The sequence below is a fragment of the Acidovorax sp. SUPP3434 genome (genome assembly GCF_030159015.1).
Classification (GTDB): Bacteria; Pseudomonadota; Gammaproteobacteria; order Burkholderiales; family Burkholderiaceae_C; genus Paracidovorax.
Genome location: NZ_BQXL01000002.1, coordinates 123,026 through 146,034 on the forward strand (window position 1 = coordinate 123,026; position 23,009 = coordinate 146,034).

General features: G+C 70.5%; 22 protein-coding genes. 4 read left to right on the forward strand and 18 right to left on the reverse strand.

Annotation, left to right across the window (positions count from 1 at the left end):
* Positions 1-4 precede the first annotated feature (4 nt).
* On the forward strand, positions 5-895 hold the full coding sequence (locus tag AVKW3434_RS04415; RefSeq protein ID WP_284404805.1) for a LysR substrate-binding domain-containing protein: 891 nt from the start codon (positions 5-7) through the stop codon (positions 893-895).
* Positions 896-989: 94 nt separating this feature from the next.
* On the opposite strand, the gene otsA is transcribed toward AVKW3434_RS04415, so the two are convergent.
* The 3 genes from otsA to otsB are packed head-to-tail and all read right to left on the reverse strand — an operon-like array spanning position 990 to position 4,963.
* The gene (gene otsA / locus AVKW3434_RS04420) at positions 990-2,357 is read right to left on the reverse strand and encodes an alpha,alpha-trehalose-phosphate synthase (UDP-forming) (protein WP_272565231.1); all 1,368 of its coding nucleotides are present in this window, start codon (positions 2,355-2,357) and stop codon (positions 990-992) included.
* Positions 2,358-2,417: 60 nt separating this feature from the next.
* Positions 2,418-4,229, reverse strand: a complete 1,812-nt coding sequence (locus tag AVKW3434_RS04425; RefSeq protein ID WP_284404807.1) for a glycoside hydrolase family 15 protein — start codon at positions 4,227-4,229, stop codon at positions 2,418-2,420.
* Entirely contained in the window at positions 4,226-4,963 is a 738-nt protein-coding gene (gene otsB, locus AVKW3434_RS04430) for a trehalose-phosphatase (protein WP_284397952.1), read from the reverse strand. Before otsB ends, AVKW3434_RS04425 begins: the two co-directional genes overlap by 4 nt.
* Positions 4,964-5,123: 160 nt before the next feature.
* Here otsB and trxC point away from each other — a divergent pair, with 160 nt between their 5' ends.
* Positions 5,124-5,567, forward strand: coding sequence for a thioredoxin TrxC (gene trxC / locus AVKW3434_RS04435; RefSeq protein ID WP_284404809.1), 444 nt, complete (start codon positions 5,124-5,126; stop codon positions 5,565-5,567).
* A gap of 21 nt (positions 5,568-5,588) precedes the next feature.
* Here the strand turns inward: trxC and AVKW3434_RS04440 are convergent, their stop codons facing one another.
* From AVKW3434_RS04440 to AVKW3434_RS04455, 4 genes are all read right to left on the reverse strand, one after another.
* The gene (locus AVKW3434_RS04440) at positions 5,589-6,899 is read right to left on the reverse strand and encodes a multifunctional CCA addition/repair protein (protein ID WP_284404811.1); all 1,311 of its coding nucleotides are present in this window, start codon (positions 6,897-6,899) and stop codon (positions 5,589-5,591) included.
* Between the two features lie 191 nt (positions 6,900-7,090).
* Positions 7,091-7,450: a hypothetical protein gene (locus AVKW3434_RS04445; RefSeq protein ID WP_284397961.1), complete on the reverse strand. Its 360-nt coding sequence runs from the start codon at positions 7,448-7,450 to the stop codon at positions 7,091-7,093.
* Positions 7,451-7,569: 119 nt separating this feature from the next.
* Positions 7,570-8,262: a glutathione S-transferase family protein gene (locus AVKW3434_RS04450; RefSeq protein WP_284404813.1), complete on the reverse strand. Its 693-nt coding sequence runs from the start codon at positions 8,260-8,262 to the stop codon at positions 7,570-7,572.
* A gap of 120 nt (positions 8,263-8,382) precedes the next feature.
* The gene (locus tag AVKW3434_RS04455; protein ID WP_272565224.1) at positions 8,383-8,955 is read right to left on the reverse strand and encodes a 5-formyltetrahydrofolate cyclo-ligase; all 573 of its coding nucleotides are present in this window, start codon (positions 8,953-8,955) and stop codon (positions 8,383-8,385) included.
* Between the two features lie 15 nt (positions 8,956-8,970).
* Here AVKW3434_RS04455 and AVKW3434_RS04460 point away from each other — a divergent pair, with 15 nt between their 5' ends.
* Positions 8,971-10,953 (forward strand): lytic transglycosylase domain-containing protein, encoded by a 1,983-nt coding sequence (locus AVKW3434_RS04460; protein ID WP_284404814.1) that lies wholly within the window; start codon positions 8,971-8,973, stop codon positions 10,951-10,953.
* Positions 10,954-11,042: 89 nt separating this feature from the next.
* On the forward strand, positions 11,043-11,597 hold the full coding sequence (locus AVKW3434_RS04465) for a DUF4124 domain-containing protein (protein ID WP_284404816.1): 555 nt from the start codon (positions 11,043-11,045) through the stop codon (positions 11,595-11,597).
* 42 nt (positions 11,598-11,639) lie between these two features.
* On the opposite strand, the gene AVKW3434_RS04470 is transcribed toward AVKW3434_RS04465, so the two are convergent.
* The 11 genes from AVKW3434_RS04470 to AVKW3434_RS04520 all read right to left on the reverse strand — a co-directional run bounded on the left by AVKW3434_RS04470 (position 11,640) and on the right by AVKW3434_RS04520 (position 22,972).
* A complete protein-coding gene (locus AVKW3434_RS04470; protein ID WP_284404818.1) occupies positions 11,640-12,197 on the reverse strand; it encodes a cytochrome b/b6 domain-containing protein in 558 nt (185 codons plus the stop codon).
* Complete coding sequence (locus AVKW3434_RS04475; protein WP_284404820.1) at positions 12,184-12,462, reverse strand: PepSY domain-containing protein; 279 nt, start codon at positions 12,460-12,462, stop codon at positions 12,184-12,186. The genes AVKW3434_RS04470 and AVKW3434_RS04475 overlap by 14 nt, the downstream gene beginning before the upstream one ends.
* A gap of 60 nt (positions 12,463-12,522) precedes the next feature.
* Entirely contained in the window at positions 12,523-13,206 is a 684-nt protein-coding gene (locus AVKW3434_RS04480; protein WP_284404821.1) for a Fe2+-dependent dioxygenase, read from the reverse strand.
* Positions 13,200-14,360 carry an alpha-hydroxy acid oxidase gene (locus AVKW3434_RS04485; RefSeq protein ID WP_284404823.1) on the reverse strand — a complete coding sequence of 387 codons (1,161 nt, stop codon included), beginning with the start codon at positions 14,358-14,360 and terminating at the stop codon, positions 13,200-13,202. The genes AVKW3434_RS04480 and AVKW3434_RS04485 overlap by 7 nt, the downstream gene beginning before the upstream one ends.
* Before the next feature lie 71 nt (positions 14,361-14,431).
* The gene (locus tag AVKW3434_RS04490; RefSeq protein ID WP_284404825.1) at positions 14,432-16,753 is read right to left on the reverse strand and encodes a TonB-dependent receptor; all 2,322 of its coding nucleotides are present in this window, start codon (positions 16,751-16,753) and stop codon (positions 14,432-14,434) included.
* A gap of 212 nt (positions 16,754-16,965) precedes the next feature.
* A complete protein-coding gene (locus AVKW3434_RS04495; RefSeq protein ID WP_284404827.1) occupies positions 16,966-17,907 on the reverse strand; it encodes an MBL fold metallo-hydrolase in 942 nt (313 codons plus the stop codon).
* A gap of 35 nt (positions 17,908-17,942) precedes the next feature.
* A complete protein-coding gene (rbsD, locus tag AVKW3434_RS04500; RefSeq protein WP_284404829.1) occupies positions 17,943-18,332 on the reverse strand; it encodes a D-ribose pyranase in 390 nt (129 codons plus the stop codon).
* Positions 18,329-19,279 (reverse strand): ribokinase, encoded by a 951-nt coding sequence (rbsK, locus tag AVKW3434_RS04505; RefSeq protein ID WP_284404831.1) that lies wholly within the window; start codon positions 19,277-19,279, stop codon positions 18,329-18,331. The genes rbsD and rbsK overlap by 4 nt, the downstream gene beginning before the upstream one ends.
* A gap of 44 nt (positions 19,280-19,323) precedes the next feature.
* Entirely contained in the window at positions 19,324-20,334 is a 1,011-nt protein-coding gene (locus tag AVKW3434_RS04510; RefSeq protein ID WP_284404833.1) for a LacI family DNA-binding transcriptional regulator, read from the reverse strand.
* Positions 20,335-20,369: 35 nt separating this feature from the next.
* A complete protein-coding gene (locus tag AVKW3434_RS04515) occupies positions 20,370-21,374 on the reverse strand; it encodes an ABC transporter permease (RefSeq protein ID WP_272565210.1) in 1,005 nt (334 codons plus the stop codon).
* Positions 21,371-22,972, reverse strand: a complete 1,602-nt coding sequence (locus AVKW3434_RS04520; protein ID WP_284405192.1) for a sugar ABC transporter ATP-binding protein — start codon at positions 22,970-22,972, stop codon at positions 21,371-21,373. The genes AVKW3434_RS04515 and AVKW3434_RS04520 overlap by 4 nt, the downstream gene beginning before the upstream one ends.
* Positions 22,973-23,009 lie beyond the last annotated feature (37 nt).

Here is a 23,009-nt window from a genome sequence, read left to right on the forward strand (position 1 = left end):
CACCATGAAGACCACGCTCGAAGAACTCCAGGCCTTTGCCGCCGTGGTGAACGGCGGCTCCATCACGGCCGCCGCCGAGCACCTGGGCCAGACCGTCTCCGGCATCAGCCGGGCGCTGGCGCGGCTGGAGAAGAAGCTCGAGACCACCCTGCTGCGCCGCACCACGCGCCGCATCGAACTCACCGAAGAGGGCCAGGCCTTCCTGGCCCGCACCCGCGCCATCCTCGCCGCCCTGGACGATGCCGAGGAGCACATGGCCGCGCGCCGGCTCCAGCCCGCCGGCCGCCTGCGCGTGAACGCCGCCACGCCGTTCATGCTGCACGCCGTCGTTCCGCTGGTGCCCGAGTTCCGCCGCGCCTACCCGCAGATCACGTTGGAGCTGGACACTGACGAGCTGAACATCGACCTGCTGGCGCGCCGCACCGACGTGGCGATCCGCATCGGCCCGCTGCGCGACTCCACACTGCACGCCCGGCCGCTGGCCACGAGCCGCATCCGGGTGCTGGCGAGTCCGGCCTATCTGGCCGAACACGGCCGGCCCAGGACCGCGGCGGCCCTCGGCCGCCACACGCTGCTGGGTTTTTCACAGGTCGAGTCGCTCAACCGCTGGCCGCTGCGCGGCGCGCATGGCGACGAATGGCCCATCACGCCGGCGATCACCGCCTCCAGCGGCGAAACGCTGCGCCAGCTGGCATTGCGGGGTGCGGGCATCGTGTGCCTGTCCGACTTCATGACCGCCGCCGACCGCGAGCGGGGCGATCTGGTGCAGATCCTGGCGAAGGACACGGCCGACGTGCGCCAGCCGATCAGCGCGGTGTACTACCGCAACACGCAGCTGGCCGCGCGCATCGCGTGCTTTCTGGATTTTCTGCAGGAGCGGCTGAAGGCGTTCTGAGGGCGATGCCGGGCGATTCAGGCGCGCGCGGTGGTCGTGGCGGCCCAGGCGGGCTTGCCGGCATTTCCGAGCCGGCCCGTCCGGTTGAAGCCCCTCAGCCCAGCGTCTCCAGGAACGTCTTGCGCCACCAGTGGATGTCGTGCTCCCGGATGCGCTCCATCAACGCCTGGTGGCGCCGCTGGCGTTCCTTGAGCGGCATCTGCAGCGCGGTCTGGATGGTGTCGGCCATGCCCTGCGTGTCGTAGGGGTTGACCAGCAGCGCTTCCTTCATCTGCTCGGCCGCGCCGGCGAAGCGCGACAGCACCAGCACGCCAGGGTCGTCCGGGTCCTGGGCGGCGATGTATTCCTTGGCGACGAGGTTCATGCCGTCGCGCAGCGGCGTCACCAGGCCCACGGCGGCGGCGCGGCACAGGCCCGGCACGCGCTTGCGGGCCACGGTGCGGTGGATGTAGCGCAGCGGCATCCAGTCGAGTTCGCCGTAGTCGCCGTTGATGGCGCCGCACAGGCCTTCCAGCTCCTGGCGCAGGTCGGCATAGGCGTCCACGCTGTCGCGGGTGGGCGAGGCGATCATCACCAGCGTGGCGCTGTGGTGGTTCTCGGGGTAGCGCGCCAGCAGCTCGCGGAAGGCGCGCACGCGCTGCGGGATGCCCTTGGAATAGTCCAGCCGGTCGATGCCCAGCAGCAGGCGCCGGCGCGAATACTCGTCGCGCATGGCGGTGAAGGTCTGCACGGCCTCGGGCGCGGCGGCCAGGCGGGTGAATTCGTCCACGTCGATGCCGATGGGGAAGGCCCCCACCTGCACCGTGGCGCCGAAGGCGCGCAGGTGCTGCGGGCCCACGGTTTCCGCATTGGCCTCGTTGCTCAGGTAGCGCGTGAAGTGCGACACGTCGGCCTCGCTCTGCAGGCCCACGAGGTCGTAGGCGAACAGGGAGCGCATGAGCCATTCATGCTGCGGGATGGCGGCCATGATGAGCGGCGGCGGCACCGGGATGTGCAGGAAGAACCCGATGCGCTGGCGGCAGCCCAGCGCCCGCAGCTCGGCGGCGAGCGGGATCAGGTGGTAGTCGTGCACCCAGATGGTGTCGTCTTCCTTGAGCAGCGGCAGCAGCTTGCGGGCGAACATCTGGTTCACGCGGCGGTAGCCGGCGATGTAGCTGGCGTTGAAATCCGCCAGGTCCAGCCGGTAATGGAACACGGGCCACAGCACGCTGTTGCTGTAGCCGCTGTAGTAGCTGTCGTGGTCTTCCTGGCACAGGTCCACGGTGGCCAGGGTGACGGTGCCCGCCTGGCGCGTCTGCAGCTTGCCTTCGCCGGGCAGGCCGTCTTCGGAGATATTGCCGCTCCAGCCGAACCACAGGCCTCCGGTGCGGCTCAGCGTCTCGCCCAGCGCGACCGCCAGGCCTCCGGCGGCGGGCTTGCGGGGATCGGCGATGCGGTTGGAGATGACGACGAGGCGGCTCATGGGAAATTTCCTTGCGGTGCGAACGGGCAGTCGGGGTGGGCGTAGCGGATGCGGCGCCTTTCAGATCACGCTGTCCCAGGGGTCGGACAGCCGGACGGCGGCATTGATGATGCCGACCATGGAATAGGTCTGCGGGAAGTTGCCCCACATCTCCCCGGTCTGCGCGTGCGTGTCCTCGGACAGCAGTCCGAGCGCGTTGCGCGTGGCCAGCAGGGCCTCGAAGATCTCGCGCGCCTGCGCCTTTCGGCCGATGCGGGCCAGCGCGTCGATGCGCCAGAACGCGCAGATGTTGAAGGCAGTGTCGGGCTTGCCGAAGTCGTCGGCGGCCTCATAGCGGCGCATGTAGGGGCCGTCGCAGAGCGACGCCTCCATGGCGTCCACCGTCGAGACGAAGCGCGGGTCCATCGGGTCGATCAGGCCCACCTCGGCCATCAGCAGCACGCTGGCGTCCAGTTCGTTGCCGCCGAAGCTCTCTGCAAAGGCCTGGCGCTCCTCGCTCCAGGACTTTTCCAGGATCTCGTCGCGCATCGACCGGGCGTGCGCACTCCAGTAGTCGGCGCGTTCCGGCAACTGCAGCGAGTGGGCGATCTTGGCCAGGCGGTCACAGGCGGCCCAGCTCATCAGCGCCGATGAGGTGTGGACGCGGGCGCGGGTGCGCAGCTCCCACATGCCGGCGTCGGGCTGGCCGTACACGCGCACGGCCAGCTCGCCGATCTGCTCCATGCGCGAGAACTCGGTCGCGCCCGCCGGGTGCAGCAGCCGCTGGTCGTGGAAGGCTTGGGCCGCGCCCAGGATGATGTTGCCGTACACGTCGTGCTGGAAATGCTCGGCCGCCTGGTTGCCCACCCGCACCGGGCCCATGCCCCGGTAGCCTGCCAGGTGCGGCACGAAGGCCTCGGGCAGGTCGTGCTCCAGGCCGATGCCGTACAGCGGCTGGATGTGGCCGTCGCTGGCCTCGGCCACCACGTTGCTGAGCCAGCGCAGGTAGTCCTCCATCGTCGCCGTCTCGGACAGGCTGTTGAGCGCCCGCACGACGAAGAACGCATCGCGCAGCCAGCAGTAGCGGTAGTCCCAGTTGCGGCCGCTGTCCGCGGATTCGGGAATGCTCGTGGTCATGGCCGCCACGATGGCGCCGGTGTCCTCGAACAGCGACAGCTTGAGCGTGATGGCCGCGCGGATCACCGCGTCCTGCCATTCGAGCGGCACGGCCAGGCGCTGCGTCCAATGGCGCCAGTACCACACGGTTTCCTGCTCGTAGTGGCGCGCCGTGTCGGCGATGCCGGTGGGCAGCGATTCGTCGGCACCCAGAAGGAAGTTGTGCTCGCGCGCCATCACGAAGGGCTGGCCCGACAGCACGTGGGAGATGGGGACGTCGGTGTTCAGCCGCAACGTCAGCTCCTCGCCCACGTAGCGGATGTGGTTGCTGCCCTGCGTGATCTCGGGCGCGTCCTTGCCCCAGCCGTAGCGCACGTCCACCGTCACGCGGATGCGCGGTGCGCCCTCCAGCCGCCGCACGCGGCGCACCAGCATCATGGGCCGGAAGTAGCGCGAGCGGGCGTAGAAGCGCGGGGCGAAATCCGTGATCTCGATGCTGTTGCCCGAACGGTCGGTGAGCTGCGTGCGCAGCATCGCGGTATTGGGCTCGTACCACTGCTCGGTGGTGGCGAGGTCTTCGATTTCGATGGCGAAGCGGCTGCCTTCGTCGCCCGGCTGCAGCAGGGCGTTGAACACCGGGTCGCCGTCGAAGCGGGGCAGGCAGCACCACACGATGTGCGCCTGGGCATCCACCAGTGCGCTGATGGCGCAGTTGCCGATCAGACCCAGGGCGAGCGAGGGCTCGGCGGGCGGGCCGAAATGGGAACCGGTCTTCATGCGGCGGGCCTTTCCGGCGCCGCCATCTGGTAGAGCCATTCGCGCAGGACGGTGGTGTCGTCGCAGCGCACCGTCGCCTGCGTCTCGCCCGTGCCCACCTTGATGCCGATGCCGCCCAGCGCCTGGGTGGCGACAAAGCCGTTCTCGTCCGTCACGTCGTCGCCCGCGAACACGGGGATGCGGCCCTGGAAGGGCGGGTGCTGCATGAAGTCGGTGATCGCCCGTCCCTTGCTGGGGCCCGAGGGCTTGATCTCCAGCACGCACTTGCCCTGCATCAGTTCGAGCCCGGGCGCGTGCTTGAGCGCATGCTCCAGCGTCGATCGGCACAGCGCTTCGAGTTCCTGCGCCTGGCGGTAGTGCAGCGCGACGCCGGCGCTCTTGCGTTCCAGGACCAGGGCGGGATAGCGGTCGCGCAGTGCCTCGATGGTGCGGATGACCGCCGTCAAATCCATGGCCGGCACGGCACCCACGAGCCCGCTGTTCAGGCGGTACTGGGCGCCATGCTCGCAAGCCAGCGGCAGTTGAAGGGGGGACAGAAATCGGTCGATGTCGGCTTGCGTGCGGCCCGTTGCGATGGCCAGGGCACCGCCCAGCCGTTCGTGCAACGCCTGCAGCGCCGGCACGATGCCCGGGGGCACCTGCACCGCATCGGGGTGGGACGCAATATCGGCGAGTGTGCCGTCAAAATCGAGGAAAAGTGCGTATCTCGCAGTCAGTAGCGGTAGATTTTGCATTGCCAGCCACCTTACCAGAAGCCTTCGCGCGGGCTGTAGGCGCCGAGGCAGGACGGCTGTAGGCGGGTTGAAAACGCCCGCCGCAGCGCCCATGTGCGATGGGCCTGCCCCGGTGCCACGTGCCTGCCTGGGCCACCACCCTTCCTCATTGCGGCCTTCCATGAACGACACCTCGCACCTGCACATCGTCTGCCCCCATTGCCACACCACCAATCGCGTGCGGGCAGACCAACTGGCGAGCGCGCCCGACTGCGGGCAGTGCCATCAGCCGCTCTTCACCGGCGCCCCTCTGGCGCTGGATGCCGATGGTTTCGAGCGCCACGTGCAGCGCAGCCACATTCCGGTGCTGGTGGATTTCTGGGCGCCCTGGTGCGGCCCCTGCCGTGCGATGGCCCCGGCGTTCGCGCAGGCCGCGCGCGAGCTGGAGCCGCAGGTGCGCCTGGCCAAGCTGGACACCGAGGCCCACCCGACGCTGGCGACGCGCCATCAGATCCGCAGCATCCCGACGATGATCCTGTTCCAGAACGGCCGCGAGTCCGCCCGCATTTCCGGCGCGCTGGGCGCGGCGGACATCGTGCGCTGGGTGCGCACCGCAACCCGCTGACTGTTCAGCGGGCGATCGCTTTCAACGGTCCGCTTGCGGGCGCCCCGGGGCAGAGGAAGGGCATCCGCCCTGTGCGGCCAGCCAGTCGGCCACCGCGCTCACCCGCGCCTTGCGGATCCATTCGCCCACCTGCGGGCCCGCGGCGCCGGCCGCTGCGGCGCGGGCGGCGATCTCCGCCGTCACGACCGACTGCGCTGCCGACAGGGCGGCCGCCAGCCGGGGGCGCTGGGGGTAGGGCGTCTCTTCGAAGCCGAGCCGGCCCCGCGCGTCGCATTCGCAGGCCAGCAGCACCTCGGCAAAGCGCGCCGGCTTGCGCAGGGCGTCGCAGCGCTCCAGGAGCCGCACCAGGGCGGCGGCGTTGAGGTCCGCGCTGCGGTGGATGTGGCCGTGCTCGCGCGCCACCACGTCGGCGGTTTCGCGGCAGTCCACCGGCACGCGCAGGCGCTCGCACACGTCGCGCAGCAGTTCGGCACTGCGGGTTTCGTGGCCGATGTGGCGCGGCAGCACGTCGGCGGCGGTGGTGCCCTTGCCCAGGTCGTGCACCAGGCAGGCAAAGCGCACGGCCAGGGGCGCCTGCAGCCGCGCGGCCATGTCCAGCACCATCATCACGTGCACGCCGGTATCGACCTCGGGGTGGTATTCCGCGCGCTGGGGCACGCCCCACAGGCGGTCGAGCTCCGGCAGCAGCACGGCCAGCGCACCGCAGGCGCGCAGCACCTCGAACATGCGCGAGGGCGCGGGCTCCATCAGGCCGCGGGCCAGTTCCTGCCAGACGCGCTCGGCCACCAGGTGGTCCACCTCGCCGGCCTCGACCATCTCCCGCATGAGCGCCAGGGTCTCGGGGGCCACGGTGAAGTCGGTGAAGCGCGCGGCGAAGCGGGCCACGCGCAGGATGCGCACGGGGTCTTCGCGGAAGGCGTCGGTCACGTGGCGCAGCACGCGCGCCTGCAGGTCGCGCACGCCGCCGTAGGGGTCGCACAGGCCGTGCGTTGCCGAGGGGTCGGAGGCGGAGGCACCGGCCGCATCGGCCGGCTGCGCGATGGCGTTGATCGTGAGGTCGCGGCGCGAGAGGTCTTCCTCCAGCGTGACCTCGGGCGAGGCCTGCACCGCAAAGCCGCGGTAGCCGCGCCCGCTCTTGCGCTCGGTGCGCGCCAGGGCGTATTCCTCGTGCGTCTGGGGATGCAGGAACACCGGGAAGTCGCGCCCCACGGGCAGGTAGCCCTGCCCCGCCATTTCGTCGGGCGTGGCGCCGACGACGACCCAGTCCCTGTCGTTGACCGGGCGGCCCAGCAGCCTGTCGCGCACCGCACCGCCCACCATGTAGATTTGCATGGGCGGCAGTGTACGGCGCGGCGTTGCGGGCCCGGTAGGCATCTCCCCAGCGGCCAGACCGATCGGCTCAAGGCCAAACCGGTGCCATGCCGGCGGATTTCATGCCTGGTTTGCTATTAAAAATATAGCAAAAGACAGTTGGCAGTGGCTGGCGCCCCGTGGGCTGCGGGGCGTCGCCGCCCTCGCGCCGCTCAGCGCTTGTCGGCCGTCAGCCGCGCGAGCGCGCCGCGGATCACCTCGATGCGCTGGGCCTCGTAGGAATGGCTGTAGCGCAGGGTCTTGATGCCGTGCGGTCCCGAGATGGCGCGCGCCTCGAAATCGCCCTGCAGCCGGTCGAGGCAGGCCAGCAGTTCGGGGTGGTGGCGTGCGGCCACGGCCCGGTCGAACGAGAGGCTGCCGTCTGCCCTCGGACCGAAATCGCTGTCCGGCAGGGTGCCATGGCCCGGCGTGAACGGAGGGGGCGGAATGGCGAACCGCGTGGGCGGGCGGCCGGGCCGGTCCACCCCCATCAGGGACGGATCGGGCGGGGTGCTGAAGTAGGTGGAACGCATGGAACTCTGGTCCTGGAGTGGCTGCGTTCACAGCGTGCCGCCGCTCCCGCCACGCCCCTGCCGCAGGCCGGAAGCGATGTTCCATTTTGCGAAGCGCCCCCTCGCGGGCGCTTCGCCGATCAGCGCGCCGTGCGGCCGAGCCGGTAGGGCTCTTCGAAGTCGAGAAAGTCCGCTTCGGCCTCGGCCCCGCGCACCCAGTCCTGCACGCCGGGCAGCGCCAGCACGCGCTCCACATAGCCCGCGATGTGCGCGGGCAGCGGCAGGGCGTAGGTGGTCAGGCGCGAACACACGGGGGCGAAGAAGGCATCGGCGATGGTGAACCCGCCGAACAGCAGCGGGCCGCCGTGCGCCTGCAGCAGCGCCGTCCACGTTTCGATCAGCCGCGCCACGTCGGCGCGCACGGCGGGGCGGTCGCGCCACAGCAGGGCCCCGGTGTCGGGCAGGCGGGCCTCGATGTTCATGGGGCAGGCGCCGCGCAGCGCGGAGAAGCCGCTGTGCATCTCGGCGCAGACGCTGCGGGCCCGTGCGCGGGCCGCCGGGTCGGCAGGCCACAGCGCTTTGTCCGGGTGCTTTTCCGCCACGTATTCGGCGATGGCGAGGGTGTCCCAGACGGCCAGGTCGCCGTCGACCAGCACGGGCACCTTGCCGGTGGGGGTGACCGCCTGGATCTTCTGCTTGAACTGCGAGCCTTCGTCGAAGCTGTCGAAACGCAGCGGCACTTCCTCGAACGCGATGCCGGCCTGGCGCAGCAGCACCCAGGGGCGCATGGACCAGGAGGAGTAGTTCTTGTTGCCGATGTAGAGCTGGAACATGGGATTCACCTCGGAAAACGGGAGGTGCATCCTACGACGCCGTCGAGCAGCCTTTCGATGCCTTTTCGCCCGGCGACTGATGCGCGCCGCGCATCAGCGGTGCCTGGCGGCCCTGGCCGGTCAGATCGGCCAGACCACGCCGTTGTCGTTCAGGATGGCATTCAGCGGCAGGTCGTGGGCCTCGGGCTCGAAGTCGTCGATGTAGCCGTGCGTGAAGCCCAGGCCCACCGTGGTGGGCACCGGCTGCAGCGTGGCCAGCGTGCGGTCGTAGAACCCGCCGCCGTAGCCCAGCCGGTAGCCGCCGGGGCCGTAGCCCACGCAGGGCACGAACAGCAGGGAGGGCACGATCACCTCGGTGTCCTTGGGCTTGGGGATGCCGTAGGCGTCCTCCTCCATCGGGCAGCCGGGGTACCAGGCATGGAAGGTGAGGGTCTTGTGCACCTTGTCGACCACCGGCAGCCCGATGCGGCGCCGCTGGGGCTCGTCGAGCAGTTCGCCGTCTTCCTTCCATCGGTGCAGCGCCGGGAGCGGGTCGAACTCGCCCTTGATGGGCCAGTAGGCCCCGATGACGGTGTCGGGCCGGTCCACCAGCCAGATTCGCATGACGCGCTGAAGCAGGTCCGCCCGCTGTAGGCGGTCGGGGAGGTTCAGGCGTTCTTCTACCAGTGCGCGGCGCAGGGCTGCTTTGTCCATCACATAATTCCCCCAATGCAATTGCTCAAGATTCTGACACCGCTCGTCGCGGGCGCCTTGCTCGCCGGTGGCGCGACCCTTGCGGTCGCGCAAAACCGGGGTGACGATACCCTGCTCGAGATGCAGCAGGCCTTCCGCAAGGGCGACCGGCAACGGCTCACCCAGCTGCTGCCGAGTGCCCGTGGCCACGTGCTCGAGCCCTGGGCCGCCTACTGGGAGCTGCGGGCCCGCCTCGGAGAGGCCCTGCCGCAGGAGGTGGGCGCCTTCCTGCAGCGCTACGCCGGCACCTACCAGGAAGACCGCCTGCGCAACGACTGGCTGCTGCTGGTGGGCCAGCGCCGCGACTGGGTGCAGTTTTCCGAGCTGCACCCGCAGTTCCGCATGGGAGACGACCGCGAGGTGCGCTGCTACGCGCTGCTGATCGAGCAGATCAAGGGCACCGCGCCGGCCGGCGCCATCGACGAGGTGCTGCGCAACTGGTACGGCCAGCGCGAGGCCGACGACGGCTGCACGCACGCGGTGGCCGAGTTCTATGCCGACAAGAAGGTCACGGCCATGGACATCTGGCGCAAGGCGCGCCTGTCGGCCGAGGCCAACCGCGCCCGCGCCACGCGCAACGCGGTCGAGATCGTGGCGCCCGAGGCGCTGCCGCAGCTGCGCGAGGTGTTCGATTCGCCCGTGAAGTTCCTGGCCAGCCGCGCCACGGCCGCCGGGCGCGTGCGCCAGGAACTGGTCGTGCTCGGGCTCATCAAGATGGCCATGGCCGACCCCGGCGCCGCGGCGCGGTTGCTGGATGCCAAGTGGGGCGTGCAGCTGTCGTCCGAGGAGCGCAACTGGGTCTGGGGCGTGATCGGCAAGCAGACGGCGATCGCGCTGTCGCCGGACGCCATGGGCTACTTCGGCAACGTGTCCAAGGACGCCGACCTCTCCGACGACACCCTGGGCTGGAAGGTGCGCGCCGCCCTGCGGGCCGGCCAGTGGAAGCAGGTGGCGCGCGCCATCGACGCCATGTCGCCCACCGCCCGCCAGGACAGCACGTGGACCTATTGGCGTGCCCGCGCCTGGCTGTCCAACCGCCCGGGCGACGAAGACAAGGCCCGCGCCCGCGAGCTGCTCGAACGCATCGCGGGCACCAACGGCTTCTATGAAATGCTGGCCCTGGAAGAGCTGGGACAGCGCGTGGTGCTGCCGGCCGCGCCCCTGCCGCCGACGCCCGAGGAAAAGGCCGCCGTGCGCGCCAACCCGTCGCTCAACCGCGGGCTGTACGCCATCTTGCTGGGGCTTCGCGGCGAAGGCGTGCGCGAGTGGAACTACGCCACCAACCTGCACAGCCCGGGCGGCATGGCCGACCGCGAGCTGCTGGCCGCCGCCGAGTTCGCCTGCCAGCGTGAGGTGTGGGACCGCTGCATCAACACCAGCGAGCGCACCAAGGCGGCGTTCGACGCGTCGCAGCGCTTTCCCATGCCGTTTCGCAGCACGGTGGTGGCGCGGTCGCAGGCCATCGGGCTCGACCCGGCCTACGTGTATGGGCTCATCCGCCAGGAAAGCCGCTTCGTCATGGACGCGCGCTCGGGCGTGGGGGCTTCCGGCCTCATGCAGGTGATGCCGGCCACGGCCCGCTGGACGGCCCGCAAGATCGGCATGGCGAATTTCACGCCCGACCAGATCAACGACCGCGAGACCAACATCACCATCGGCACCGCCTACCTCAAGCTGGCGCTGGACGATTTCGACGGCTCCATGCCGCTGGCCGCGGCCGCGTACAACGCGGGCCCGGGCCGGCCCCGCAACTGGCGCAACGGCCCGCTGCTGGAGGCCGCCATCTGGGCCGAAAACGTGCCGTTCACCGAAACGCGCGATTACGTGAAGAAGGTGCTGGCCAACACGACGATCTATGCGGCCATCCTGAGCGGCCAACCGCAATCGCTCAAGGGCCGGCTGGGCAGCATCGGGCCGCGTGACGCCGCCATACCGGAGCCGAACAAAGATCTGCCTTGATGTTTCTGGAGCGATGCCGGTGCTGAGGGGCGTGGGCATCGCGGTTTCACCGAGCCGCGGAGGGCGGCAGTTTTCTGGGTCATAAAAACATGTTGAAGAAGAACTTCAGGGCCGCTGCGGTCCTTGCGATCGTCGCCTGTGCATTCAGCACCGCCGCTTCGGCACAGACGGTCTACAAATGGGTGGATGCCCAGGGCCGCACGCAATACGGCCAGCAGCCGCCCGACCTTTCGACCGCCGAGCAGCCCCAGTTGCACAACACGGTGCCGTTCAACAGCGGCGGTGGCGCCAGTTCGGGCACTGCACCGCGCAGGCTCCCCCGGGACGTTCAGGAGCAGGTGAACGGCGTGGCCAAAGGCCTGACCCAGACGCAGCCGGGCACGGTACCGCTGGACTGCGGCAAGGCCGTGAACAACGCGCGGGGAGGGCTGGACACCATGCTGGAAACCGGCGAGAAGAACGCACGCGACGGCTACATGTCGCGCGACCAGTACGAGTCCACGGCCAGCAAGATCCGCAGCACGCGCAGCAACATCACCATGGGCGACTGCCAGTCGGCCACGGGCATCAAGCGTGATTTTTACCAGTGCATCACCAATGACCGCAACCACGTGATGGGCTGCGCGCAATCGCACCGCTTCTGACCCCCATCGCTTGTGCCAGCGCCAGCGCCGGGTGCGCAGGCCCTACGGAACGTCGTTGCCCGTCGGCGGGGGCTTGCGCCCGGTGACCATCGCCCGGACCAGGTTCTCGCGGTGCTTCCAGCTCGTGAACAGCACCCCGCCGATGTGCAAGGCCACCAGCCCCAGCAGGGTCCAGCCCAGCGCCTCGTGCAACTGGGCGAGCCAGCCGTAGCCCCAGAAAAGGTCGGTGGTGTAGAGCCAGCCGGTGAACCCCAGCAGCCCGATGCAGCCCAGCAGGGCCACCACCATCCAGCCGCCCAGCGGGTTGTGGCCCAGGTACCGCCGCGCATGGCCCGCGCCCACGGCCCGTGCATAGGCCCATGTCGTGGCCGGCCCGCGCACGAACTGCGCGAAGCGCGCGTGGTGCCGGCCCGCGAAGCCCCAGGCCACGCGTGCGCAGGCGATGGTCAGGGCGGCGTAGCCCAGGTTCTCGTGCAGGGGCCCCAGCCGGTGGCGGGTGATCCAGGCCGCGGCGACCGAGGCCACCAGCGACCAGTGCAGGAGCCGCACCGCCGCGTCCCACACGGGAACGGGCGGGTGGGGCGGGTTACTTTTCTTCAACGCGTTCCAGCGTCTTGGGGTCGAAGAACGCTTCCACGCGCTTGCCCTGCGGGTCCTTGCCGTACACCTCGTAGCAGGTGGGGGTCTTTTCCATGCGGCGCACGGTCCAGCCTTCCTTGACCAGCTTTTCCTGCAGCTCGGTGTGGGGGCGCCATTCCGAAGCGGGATGGGCGGGGCACTGCACGTCGCCGTGCGCCCAGGCGCCGCTGGCGGCCACGGTCAGGGCCAGGGCGATGGCGGCACGGCGAAAGGGGGTGGAATTCATGGGGGGCTCCTGCAAAGAAAGGGAATGGGAGGACGGAACGGTTTCGGACAGCGCAGCGTGTCAGGCCTGCGCCCAGCGGCGCAGGAGATTGTGGTACACGCCCGTGAGCTGCAGCAGCCGCGGGTCGGCGGCGTCCAGCGAGGGGGTCAGGCGCTGGATGGTCTGGTCCAGATCGAAGAGCAGCGTGCGGTCGCCCTCGTCCTGCACCAGGCTTTCGACCCAGAAGAACGAGGCGATGCGCGCGCCGCGCGTGACCGGCGTCACGCGGTGCAGGCTGCTGGAAGGGTAGAGCACCAGGTCGCCGGCTTCGAGCTTGACGCTCTGCACGCCGAACGGGCCTTCGATCTCCAGCTCCCCGCCGTCGTATTCGTGCGGATCGGCGAGGAACAGCGTGGCCGACACGTCGGTGCGCATCGACTGCTGCGTGCCGGGCCACTGCATGATGGCGCTGTCCACGTGCGCGCCATAGGTGCCGCCGTCGGCATAGCGGTTGAACTTCGGCGGGTGGATCCTGCGCGGCAGGGCGGCCGCGATGAAGGTGGGGTGGCGGCCCAGCACCCGCAGCAGGTGCTGGCCCAGTTCCACCGCTACCTCGCTGGCGTCGTCGAGCTGTTCGTTGCGCTTGACCGACCGCGCCAGCGTGCCCGCGGTGGCGCTGCCGCTGCGCCAGTCGGCGCCATCCAGGCGCTGGCGGAAGTGGCGGATTTCGTCCGGGTCCAGAACGTGTTCGAGGGTGATCAGCATGGCATTTCTTCGGACAGGGAGGGAAAGGCCGGCGGCTGGGCCACGAGCGCGCCCGGGCCGATGTCGGCCAGCGTGGCGCAGCCGGCCAGCGCCATGCAGGCCTGCAGTTCTTCGATCAGCAGGCGCAGCAGGTGAGCCACGCCCAGCGCGCCGGCCACCGCCAGCGCATAGACCTGCAGCCGGCCGATCAGCACGGCATCGGCGCCGAGCGCCAGCGCCTTGAACACGTCGGTGCCGCTCCGGATGCCGCCATCGAACAGCACGGGCCAGCCGGGGCCCACCGCTGCTCGCACGGCGGGCAGCATCTGCAGGCTGGCGGGGGCGCCGTCCAGCCCGCGCCCACCGTGGTTGGAGACGACGATGCCCGCCACGCCCCGGGCCTGCAAGGCGGTGGCGTCTTCGGGGTGCAGCACGCCCTTGACCCAGACGGGCAGGTGCGTCTGCGCCATCAGCCAGTCCAGGTCGGCCCAGGTGGGCGCGAAGTGCATGGCATGGAAGACCCGGCCCTGGCCCGGCTGCGGGGCGGGCGGCTCCACCGGCGCCTGGCCGCGCAGGTTCTCGGCCACGCAGGTCGGCGGCATGCGAAAGCCCGCCGCCAGTGCCTGGCGGCCGGCGGTCTGCAGGGCCGCGTCCAGCGTGACGACGATCGCGCGGTAGCCGGCCGCTTCGGCGCGGCGAACCAGCTGCAGCGTGTCCTCCCGCCGTGGCTGGAAGTACAGCTGGAACCAGCGCGCCGGGCCGCTGGCCTGCGCGATCGATTCGAGCGTGCGGGACGACAGGGTGCTGGCGACCAGGCAGGTGCCGGTGGCCTCGGCCGCGCGCGCGGTGGCGATCTCGCCGTGCGGGTGCGCCAGGGCCTGGAACGCCACCGGCGCCAGGGCCAGCGGGTGCTCCCAGGCCTCGCCGCCCACCACCGCCCGCACATGGCCGTGGCGCACGTCGCGCAGCAGCCGGGGCAGCACGGCCCAGCCGTCGAAGGCGCGCCGGTTGGCCTGCGCCGACACGCCCAGGCCGCTGCCGCCCGCCACGTAGGCATGGTGCGCGGCATCCATGTGCTTGGGCGCGAGCAGGGCGTAGTCGAGCGCGCCGTGCACGCCGGGCGGAATGCGGTCCGGCGGCGGAGGCGGTGCGGTGGAGGAAAGGGCTGGGGTCATCGTTGAAAGCGGCAATGCCGGGCAGAGCCCGGCATTGGATCAGACCCGGGGCGCCGTTGCCAGCGCGCCGATCAGAACTCGTAGTCGAGCGTGACGCGCACCGCACGCCCGTCGCCCTTGTACAGGAACGAGCCCGAGCGGTACACCGCCGTGTAGTAGTCCTTGTCGCCGGCGTTGAGCACATTGATGCGGATGTCGGCGTGCTTGTTCAGGCGGTACGAGGCGAACAGGTCGTACACGGTGAACGAGGGCACGGGCTGCGCGCAGGTGCCGTTGGTGTAGCTCGCGCCGGTGTCGGGCTGGCCGCCGCAGCGGTCGCTTTCGTGCCGTGCCGTGGCGCCCACGGACAGCGCGGGGGTCAGCTGGTACTTGCCTTGCACCGAGAACGAGCGGTCGGCAAAATTCGACAGCGGCAGGCCCACGTTGGCCGCCGTGGCCGACTTGAGCACCTTGGACTTCATGAACGCCACGCCGGCCTGCACCGTGAACTGGGAGGTCACGTTGCCCACCAGGCCGAATTCGACGCCGCGCACGCGGTTCTTGCCGGTGTTGAAGGTGCCCAGCGAGTCGTAGTTGGCGCCCTCCATCACGTCGGACTTGGTGGTCTGGAACGCCGCGGCCGTGAACAGCAGCTTGTTGTCCAGCAGGTTCCACTTGGTGCCGATTTCCAGATTGCGCGAGGTCTCGGGCTTGGCGCCGGCGGCGCTGCCGTTGTAGACCACCAGGCCGCCGTAGCCGCTGCTGGTGCCGGTGTCGGATTCGCCGCCGTTGATGTCCTGGGCTGAGCCGTAGCTAGCGTACACGATGCCCATGGGGTTGATCTTGTACGACACGCCCAGGTGGCCGTTGAGCAGGGTGTCGGTGTAGCTGTAGTTGCCCGTCTGCGCGGCCGTGGTGGCGTTGCGCGTGACGAGGCTGAAGTCGGTGTAGTCGGCGCGCACGCCGCCGAACACCGTCCATTGGTCGGTCAGGTCCACCGTGTCCATGGCGCTGAGCGCGAAGCTCTTGACCTGCCAGTCGTTGGCCCAGGGCGTCTGGGCGATCTGCCGGCCCATGATGGAGTTCAGGCCCGGCGTGACGGCGCCCGAGGGGCCCGAGAGGCAATAGGCCGTGTTGGCGCCCGTGCCCGCCTGCGTGCGGCAGTTGAATGCGCCGGTGTTGGTGACGGCGTAGTTGCCGCGCGTCACCTGGTGGTCCGTGTATTCGAGGCCGAAAATGAGTTCGTTCTTCTTGCCGGCGATCTCGGTGTCCCAGCGCAGGTTGGTCTGGTGCGCGAAGTACTTCACTTCCTGCCAGCCGTTGTGCGTGCTCAGCGAGGCGCTGGTGAACGGCGTGCCGTTGCTGTAGCGCGTGCCGCCCGAGGCGCCGGTGACCACGTAGCCGTTGTCGGACGTGCCATAGCGCGTCAGGCTGGTGAGGGTCTTGTCGGGCGCGATGCGCCACTTGACGCGCGCCGTCAGGGCGTCCACGTCGGAGTTCAGGAAGTCCTGGCTCTGCGCGTACACGGGCACGCCGGTGGCGGGCACGCGGTTGGGCACCGTGCCGAGCAGGTAGCTGCCCAGGTCGGGGTACTTGTCCCTGGCGCGCAGGCCGTAGTAATCCAGCGTGACCGACAGGTTGGCATTGGCTTCCCACAGGCCCGACAGCGCCAGGCCCTCGCGGCGGCGCTTGGACGGGTCGCGGTCCGGCACGCCTTCGGTGCTGTACAGCGCGTTGGCGCGCAGCGCGAACTGGTCCGAGAAGCCCTTGTTGGCATCCAGCGTGGCGCGGCGGTAGCCGTCGCTGCCCGCGCCCACGGAGACGCGCGAGAAGTCGTAGTCCAGCGTGGCCTGCTTGGTGATGGCGTTGATCGCGCCACCGGCCGAGCCGCGGCCGGCAAAGGTCGAGTTCGGGCCCTTGGTGATTTCGAGCTGCTCGATGGCGAAGCTCTCGCGCGTCGTCATGCCGGGGTCGCGCAGGCCGTCCACGAACACGTCGCTGCGGGCTTCCTGGCCGCGGATGATGTAGCGGTCGCCGAAGGCGTTGCCGTTCTCGCCCGTGCCCAGGGTGATGCCGGGCTGAGCCGCGAGGATCTGCTTGAGGTCGGTGAAGCCGGAGTCGTCGATCGCGGCCTTGGTCACCACCGAGATGGTCTGGGGCGTTTCCGCCAGGGGCCGCGTGTGGCGCACGTCGGCCGAGGTCTTGGCCTTGTAGGGCGCGCCCACTTCGGCGTTGGGGTTGGGATCGATGGCCTGGTCCTGCACCGTCACGGTCGGCAGGACGGTGGCGTCCTGCGGCGGTGCGGTCTGGGCCATGGCGGCCCAGGGCAGCAGCACGGCGGTGGAGAGGCTGGCGGCAACGCCCTCGGCCAGACGGAGGCTGCGGGGCTTCTTGACGGGGTTGGAGTGTTTCATTTTGTTGTCAGAACCAAAAACAGCCGCGATTATTGATACGAATCACTCTCGTTAAGGTGTTGTCTGACAGGGGCGCGGCGTGGAATCTGACAATTTGTAAGATTTCCGCCACAAATTGCGCACGGGAGGTGCGCCGGGCGAGAGGTGGGAGGTAAAAGCGGCCCCGGCACGGGCGTGCCGCGCCAGCGAGGCCGGGGGCCGCGCCCTCTGCCCTACTGGTTGTGGATCTGCGTGCCCTGGAGGGCGGCCGCGCCCGAGCGCACGAGGTCCTGCACAGTGCCCTCCAGCCAAGCCTGCAGCGGCTGGTCGGCGAAGTAGCGCGCGTGCAGCAGCGCGAAGTACGGCGTCGCGGCGGCCCAGGCCCAGAGCCGCTGCGCCTCGGCCTGCTGCCACTCCAGCAGCTTGTACTTGACGAGCACCTTGGCGGCGTAGCGCGCGTGCTTTTCGGGTGCCTGCACGAAGCCGTCCAGCCGCCGCCGGGCGGTGTCCAGCGCCGGGGCAAGGCCGGTGAAGACGCGGCCGTGCCCGGGCACGAGGGTGCGCGGCGCCAGCGACTCGATCAGGTCGAGCGTGGCCGCCACGTCGGCGAAGGCGCTGTCGCCCTCCAGTTCGGGAAAGACCACGCCGAAGCCGTTCTCCCACAGCGCGTCGGCCGAGATCAGCACGGCGTCGACCGGCTCGAACAGCACGATCGAATGCGGGTCGTGCCCGGGGGCCGCATGCACCTGCCAGGCCCGGTCGCCGAGCATCACTTCAGTGCCCGGCTGCAGCACGCCGTCCATGCGAAACGGTGGGCAGTCCTGGCCCGTGGGCGTGTAGCTCAGGGCGTTGGCGTCCCACTGGCGCACATGGGCCGCCTGGCCCGGGGGGATGAAGGTGCCGAGGGCGGGCCAGGCCGCCTGCAGCGCGGCGTTGCCGCCGCAGTGGTCGCTGTGCAGGTGGGTGTTGAGCACACGGTCCAGCGCGCGGCCCTGCAGTGCGCCCTGCAGCAGCGCGACGGTCTGCGCGGCATGGGTGCAGTAGCCGGTGTCCACCACTGCCGTGTGCCCGGCGCCGATGAACACGATGTTGTTGGCTGACAGCCAGCCGCGCTCCAGCACGGTCATGCCGGGGGGCAGGGGCGCGGGGCCGGAGGGCGTCGAAAGGGGGGGCATGGCGGTGGCTTTCATGGCGCGCCGCCCCGGGCCGTCTAGAACGTCACGCCGGCGATGAGTATGACATTCGCATAGGGCGTGCATTCGCCGGTGCGCACCATCACCCGCGCCTGCTGGCACAGCCGTTTGAATTCCTCATGCGGCACGGTCTCGGGCGCCACGGGCAGCAGGCACCAGTCCGGCAACTGGCCTTCGGCGCGTTCGACGGCTTCGGTGGCGACGATGGCGCGTTCCACCTGCAGTTCGGAGAGGACGGCGCACAGCACCTCGTCCACGGCGGGGATGCCGGCCGTGACGGCCAGGTCGATGCGGCGTGGCCCGGGGGGAATGGGCAGGCCCGCGTCCCCGATGACCAGCATGTCGCCGTGGCCCATGCAGGCGATGGCATGCGAGAGTTCGGCGTGCAGCAAAGCGCGGCGTTTCATAGCAATCTCCAGTCGGGTGGGCGGGGGCTGGCGGCGACGGCGTCGCGCGTGGGGATGGAGGGCTGGGCGCCGGGCCGAGTCACGCACAGCGCCGCGGCACGGATGCCGCCCTGCACGGCGGGGTCGAGCGCCTCGCCCCGTCCGAGCGCGACGGCGAGCGCCCCCAGGAAGGTGTCTCCGGCGGCGGTGGTGTCCACGGCCTTCACGGCCATGCCGGGGTGGTGGCGGCAGCCATAGGCATCGGCCGCCACGGCGCCGGCGGCGCCGAGCGTGACCACGACGCGTGCCGGGCCGCGCGCGCGCAGCCGCCGGGCGGCGTGCGCCGCCTCGTCTGGGGTCTGGACAGCACCACCCACCAGGGCGGCGGCCTCGACCTCGTTCACGACCAGCGTGTCCACCAGCGGCCACAGCGCATCGGGCAGGGGCTGCATGGGCGAGGGGTTCAGCACCACGCGGCAACTGGCGGCGTGCGCCTGGGCGGCCGCGGCCAGCACCTGGGGCAGCGGCACTTCGAACTGGGCGACCAGGCAGGCTGCTCCCTGCACCGCGGGTGCCAGGGTGGCGGGGTCCAGCACGAACTGCAGGTTGGCCCCAGCGGCCACGACGATGCGGTTTTGCGCCGCGTCGTCCACCACGATGGCGGCCAGACCGGTCGGGGCGCTGTCGTCGGTCTGCACACCCGAGTGGTCGATGCCGTCGGCGTCAAGCGCTGCCCGCAGCGCCTGGCCGTTGCCGTCGGCGCCCACGCGCCCGAACAGGTGCACGTCCGCGCCCAGGCGGGCGCACGCCACGGCCTGGTTGCCGCCCTTGCCGCCGGGAATGTGGTTCAGCGAGTGCGCCATGACGGTTTCGCCGGCGCCGGGCGCCTGGGGCACGCGCAGCACCAGGTCCATGTTGAGGCTGCCGACGACGGCAATGCGGGGGCGGGAGGGAGAGGCGGCGTTCATGCGCGGGAAAGAAGGGACAAAAAAGGGAAAGGAGCCCGGCAGGGTCAGGAAAAAAGGTACCGGGCCGTGGAAGCCCGCACGCGCAGTTCGGGTTGCAGCAGCATCTGGCGCGGCTCCTGCCGCTTGCCGTCGATGCGTTCGAGCAGCATGTCCACCGCCAGCGTGCCGATGCGCAGCTTGGGCTGGGCGACGGTGGTGAGCGGTGGGCTGGTGAAGGCGGCCAGTTCGATGTCGTCGAAGCCGACGACCGACAGGGCATCGGGAATGCGCAGCTGCCGCTCGTTCGCGGCGCACAGCGCGCCCATGGCCATGAGGTCGTTGCACACGAAGACGGCGCTTGGTGCGGAAGGAGCACGGAACAGCGCCTGCATCGCCTCGTAGCCGCCCTGGCTGGTGAAGTTGCCGTGCGACAGCATGCCCTCGGAGGACGCGCCGGCCTCGGCCAGCGCCTCGCGCCAGCCCGCGATGCGCTGCTCGCTGGGCGCCAGCCCCTGCGGCCCGCCGATGCAGGCGATGCGGCGGTGCCCCAGGTCCAGCAGGTGGCGGGTGGCCAGGCGCCCGCCCTGGGCATGCGCGGTTTCCACCAGGTCGCAGGGCGGTTGGGGCACCTCGATCTCGCGGTCCACGAGCACGGTGGGGATCGACAGGTTTTCCAGCTGCCGCGCCAGCGTGGCGTCGTGCCCGGTCGAGACCACGATCAGCCCGTCGATGCGCCGCTCGGCCAGCACCTGCAGGTAGGAGGCCTGGCGCTGCGCTTCGTCGTTGGTGTTGCACAGGATGAGGTTGTAGCCCGCGCCGAAGCAGCGGTCCTCCACGCTGTGCACCACCTCGGCGAAGTACGGGTTGGAACTGTTGGGGATCAGCATGCCCAGGGTGCGCGTGTGGTTGCGCTTGAGGCTGCGCGCGATGGCGCTGGGCACGTAGCCCAGCTCGCGGATCGCGGCCTCCACGCGCGCGCGGCCCTCGGCGCTCACGTGGCGTGTGCCGTTGACCACGTGCGACACGGTGGTCACCGACACTTCGGCACGGCGGGCGACGTCCTTGATGGTGGCCATGGGGTCAGGGGTGCAGGTGCGGGACGGCCGGGGGCTTAAACGGCTGCCCGGCGCTGGCGCACGGTATCGACGATCACGGCGGCCACGATCACGCAGCCGGTGATGATGCGCTTGCTCGGCTCGCTCGCGCCGATCTGCGCCAGGCCCGCCTCCAGCACCGCGATGATGAGCACGCCGAACGCGGTGGTGATGACCGAGCCGCGCCCGCCCATCAGGCTGGTGCCGCCGATCACCACGGCGGCGATCACCTGCAGCTCCATGCCGGTGCCGGCATTGGGGTCGGCCGCTTCCAGGCGCGCGGACTGCATCAGCCCCGCCAGCCCGGCCAGCAGGCCGGTGAGCGCGAACACCGCGATGCGGATGGGGCGCGGGTCCACGCCGGCCAGGCGCATGGCCTCTTCGTTGGTGCCGATGCCCACCAGGCACCGGCCGAACACCGTGCGCGACAGCACCAGCTGCGCCACCACCACCAGCACGAGGGCCAGCACGAACGCGACCGAGACGCCGCCCGCCACGGGCGCCGACAGCCACGAGATCGCGTCGCCCACGTATTGCGTGCGCGAATCGGTCACCACGTAGGCGCCGCCGCGCACCGCCTCCAGCATGCCCAGCGAGACGATGAACGAGGGCAGGCGCCAGGCCACCGACACCGCACCGGTCACCGTGCCGCAGATCAGGCCGGTGGCCAGCGCCAGCGCGGCCGCGGCCGGCACGCTCCATTTCCATTGCAGGATGGCGGCGGCCGACGTGGCCGCCGACAGCGCCATCACCGAGCCCACCGACAGGTCGATGCCCGCGATGATGAGCACGAACGTCATGCCCACGGCCATCACGGCCAGCGCCGGGATCTCATTGGCGATGGTGACGAAGGTCTCGCGGCTCCAAAAGTACTCGGACATCCACGAAAACAGCACGACCATGCCGACCAGCACGGCCGCCAGCCCCAGGAAGGTGCCCAGTTGCGTGCGCCAGACGGAGGCGGATGTGGCGGCGGAAGAAGAAGGGGCGGCGGCCTGGGGCGCCGGTGCGGGGGTGTTCATGCGGAAAGGGGTTTTTGGGCGGCCGTGCGGCCACCGGGTTCGGAAAAAGCGGCCGCGAGCAGGGACTGTTCGGTCCACTGACCGCGTTCGAACACGGCCACCAGGCGCCCGGCGCTCATCACGCCGATGCGGTCGGCCATGGCCATCAGTTCGCGCAGGTCGGACGACACCATGCACAGCGCGCGCCCGGCGTCCGCCATGCGGTCGAGTTCGGCATACAGGTCGGCGCGCGCGCCCACGTCCACGCCGCGCGTGGGCTCGTCCAGCAGCAGCACGCGGCCGTCGCGGTGCAGCCAGCGGGCGAACACCACCTTCTGCTGGTTGCCCCCCGACAGCTGGCCCACGGGCTGCTCGGGCCCGCGGCAACGCACGCCCAGCGTGCGGATGAAGCCCTGCACCACGCTGCTTTCGTGCGCCCGGCGCAGCCAGCCCAGGCGCGAGACGGCCGACAGGTCGGAGAGCGTGGCGTTCACGCGGATCGGCTGCGTGAGCAGCAGGCCCTGCGACTTGCGGTCCTCCGCCACCAGCCCGATGCCCGCCGCGATGGCCTGCATCGGCGAGGCGAAGCCGCGCGGAATGCGGCGTTCGCGCGGCTCGTGGGAATCGTTTGCTATTGAATTTGTAGCGATATGCCCTAGTACCGATTGTGCTGGAGGCCGATTTGGATCATGTCCTTCGGACAGCACCACCGTGCCCCGGTCCGCCCGGTCGGCGCCGAACAGCAGGCGCAGCAGTTCGGTGCGGCCCGAGCCCACCAGGCCGGCGATGCCGAAGACCTCGCCCGCGCGCAGCTCCAGGTTCACGTCCTGCACCGCCGTGCCCCGGCCCAGGCCCTCGGTGCGCAGCACCACCGGGCCGGCCTGGCGGCGTGGGCGGTGTTCCAGGTCGCTCACCGCGCGGCCCACCATGCGCTGCACCAGATCGGCCTCGCTCAGTCCGGCCATGGGGCGGGCATCCACCAGCGCGCCGTCGCGCAGCACGGCCACGCGGTCGGCGATGCGGCGCAGTTCCTCCAGCCGGTGCGACACGTAGACGATCGCCACCCCGCGCGCCGTGAGCCGCGCGATCTGCTCGAACAGGTAATTGGTCTCCCGCGGCGTGAGCATGGCGGTGGGCTCGTCCAGCACCAGCACGCGCGTGTCGTCGTGCAGGTTGCGGGCGATCTCCACCATCTGCTGCTGTCCCAGCCCCAGGCGCGCGACCGGCGTGGCCGGGTCGATGTCGGTCAGGCCGATCTTGGCCAGTTGCGTGCGGGCGGCCGCATGCAGCGCGCCGCGGCGCAGCCAGCCCGCACGGTGCGGCAGGCGGCCCATCAGCAGGTTCTCGGCCACGGTGAGCGTGGGAATCAGGCCCAGCTCCTGCATGACCATGCGCACGCCCTGGCCCTCGGCGTCGCGGCGCGAGGCGGGCGCATAGGGGTGGCCCGCGAGCCGCATGCTGCCGCGCGAGGCCGGCTCCAGCCCGCACAGGATCTTGGACAGCGTGCTCTTGCCCGCGCCGTTCTCCCCGGTGAGGGCCAGCACCTCGCCTGCATGCAGCGACAGCGTTACCGTGTGGAGCACCGTGGTGGCGTTGTAGTCCTTGCCCACGCCGATCATCTCCAGCAGGGGGGCGGACGCGGGCGCGGCGGCGGGC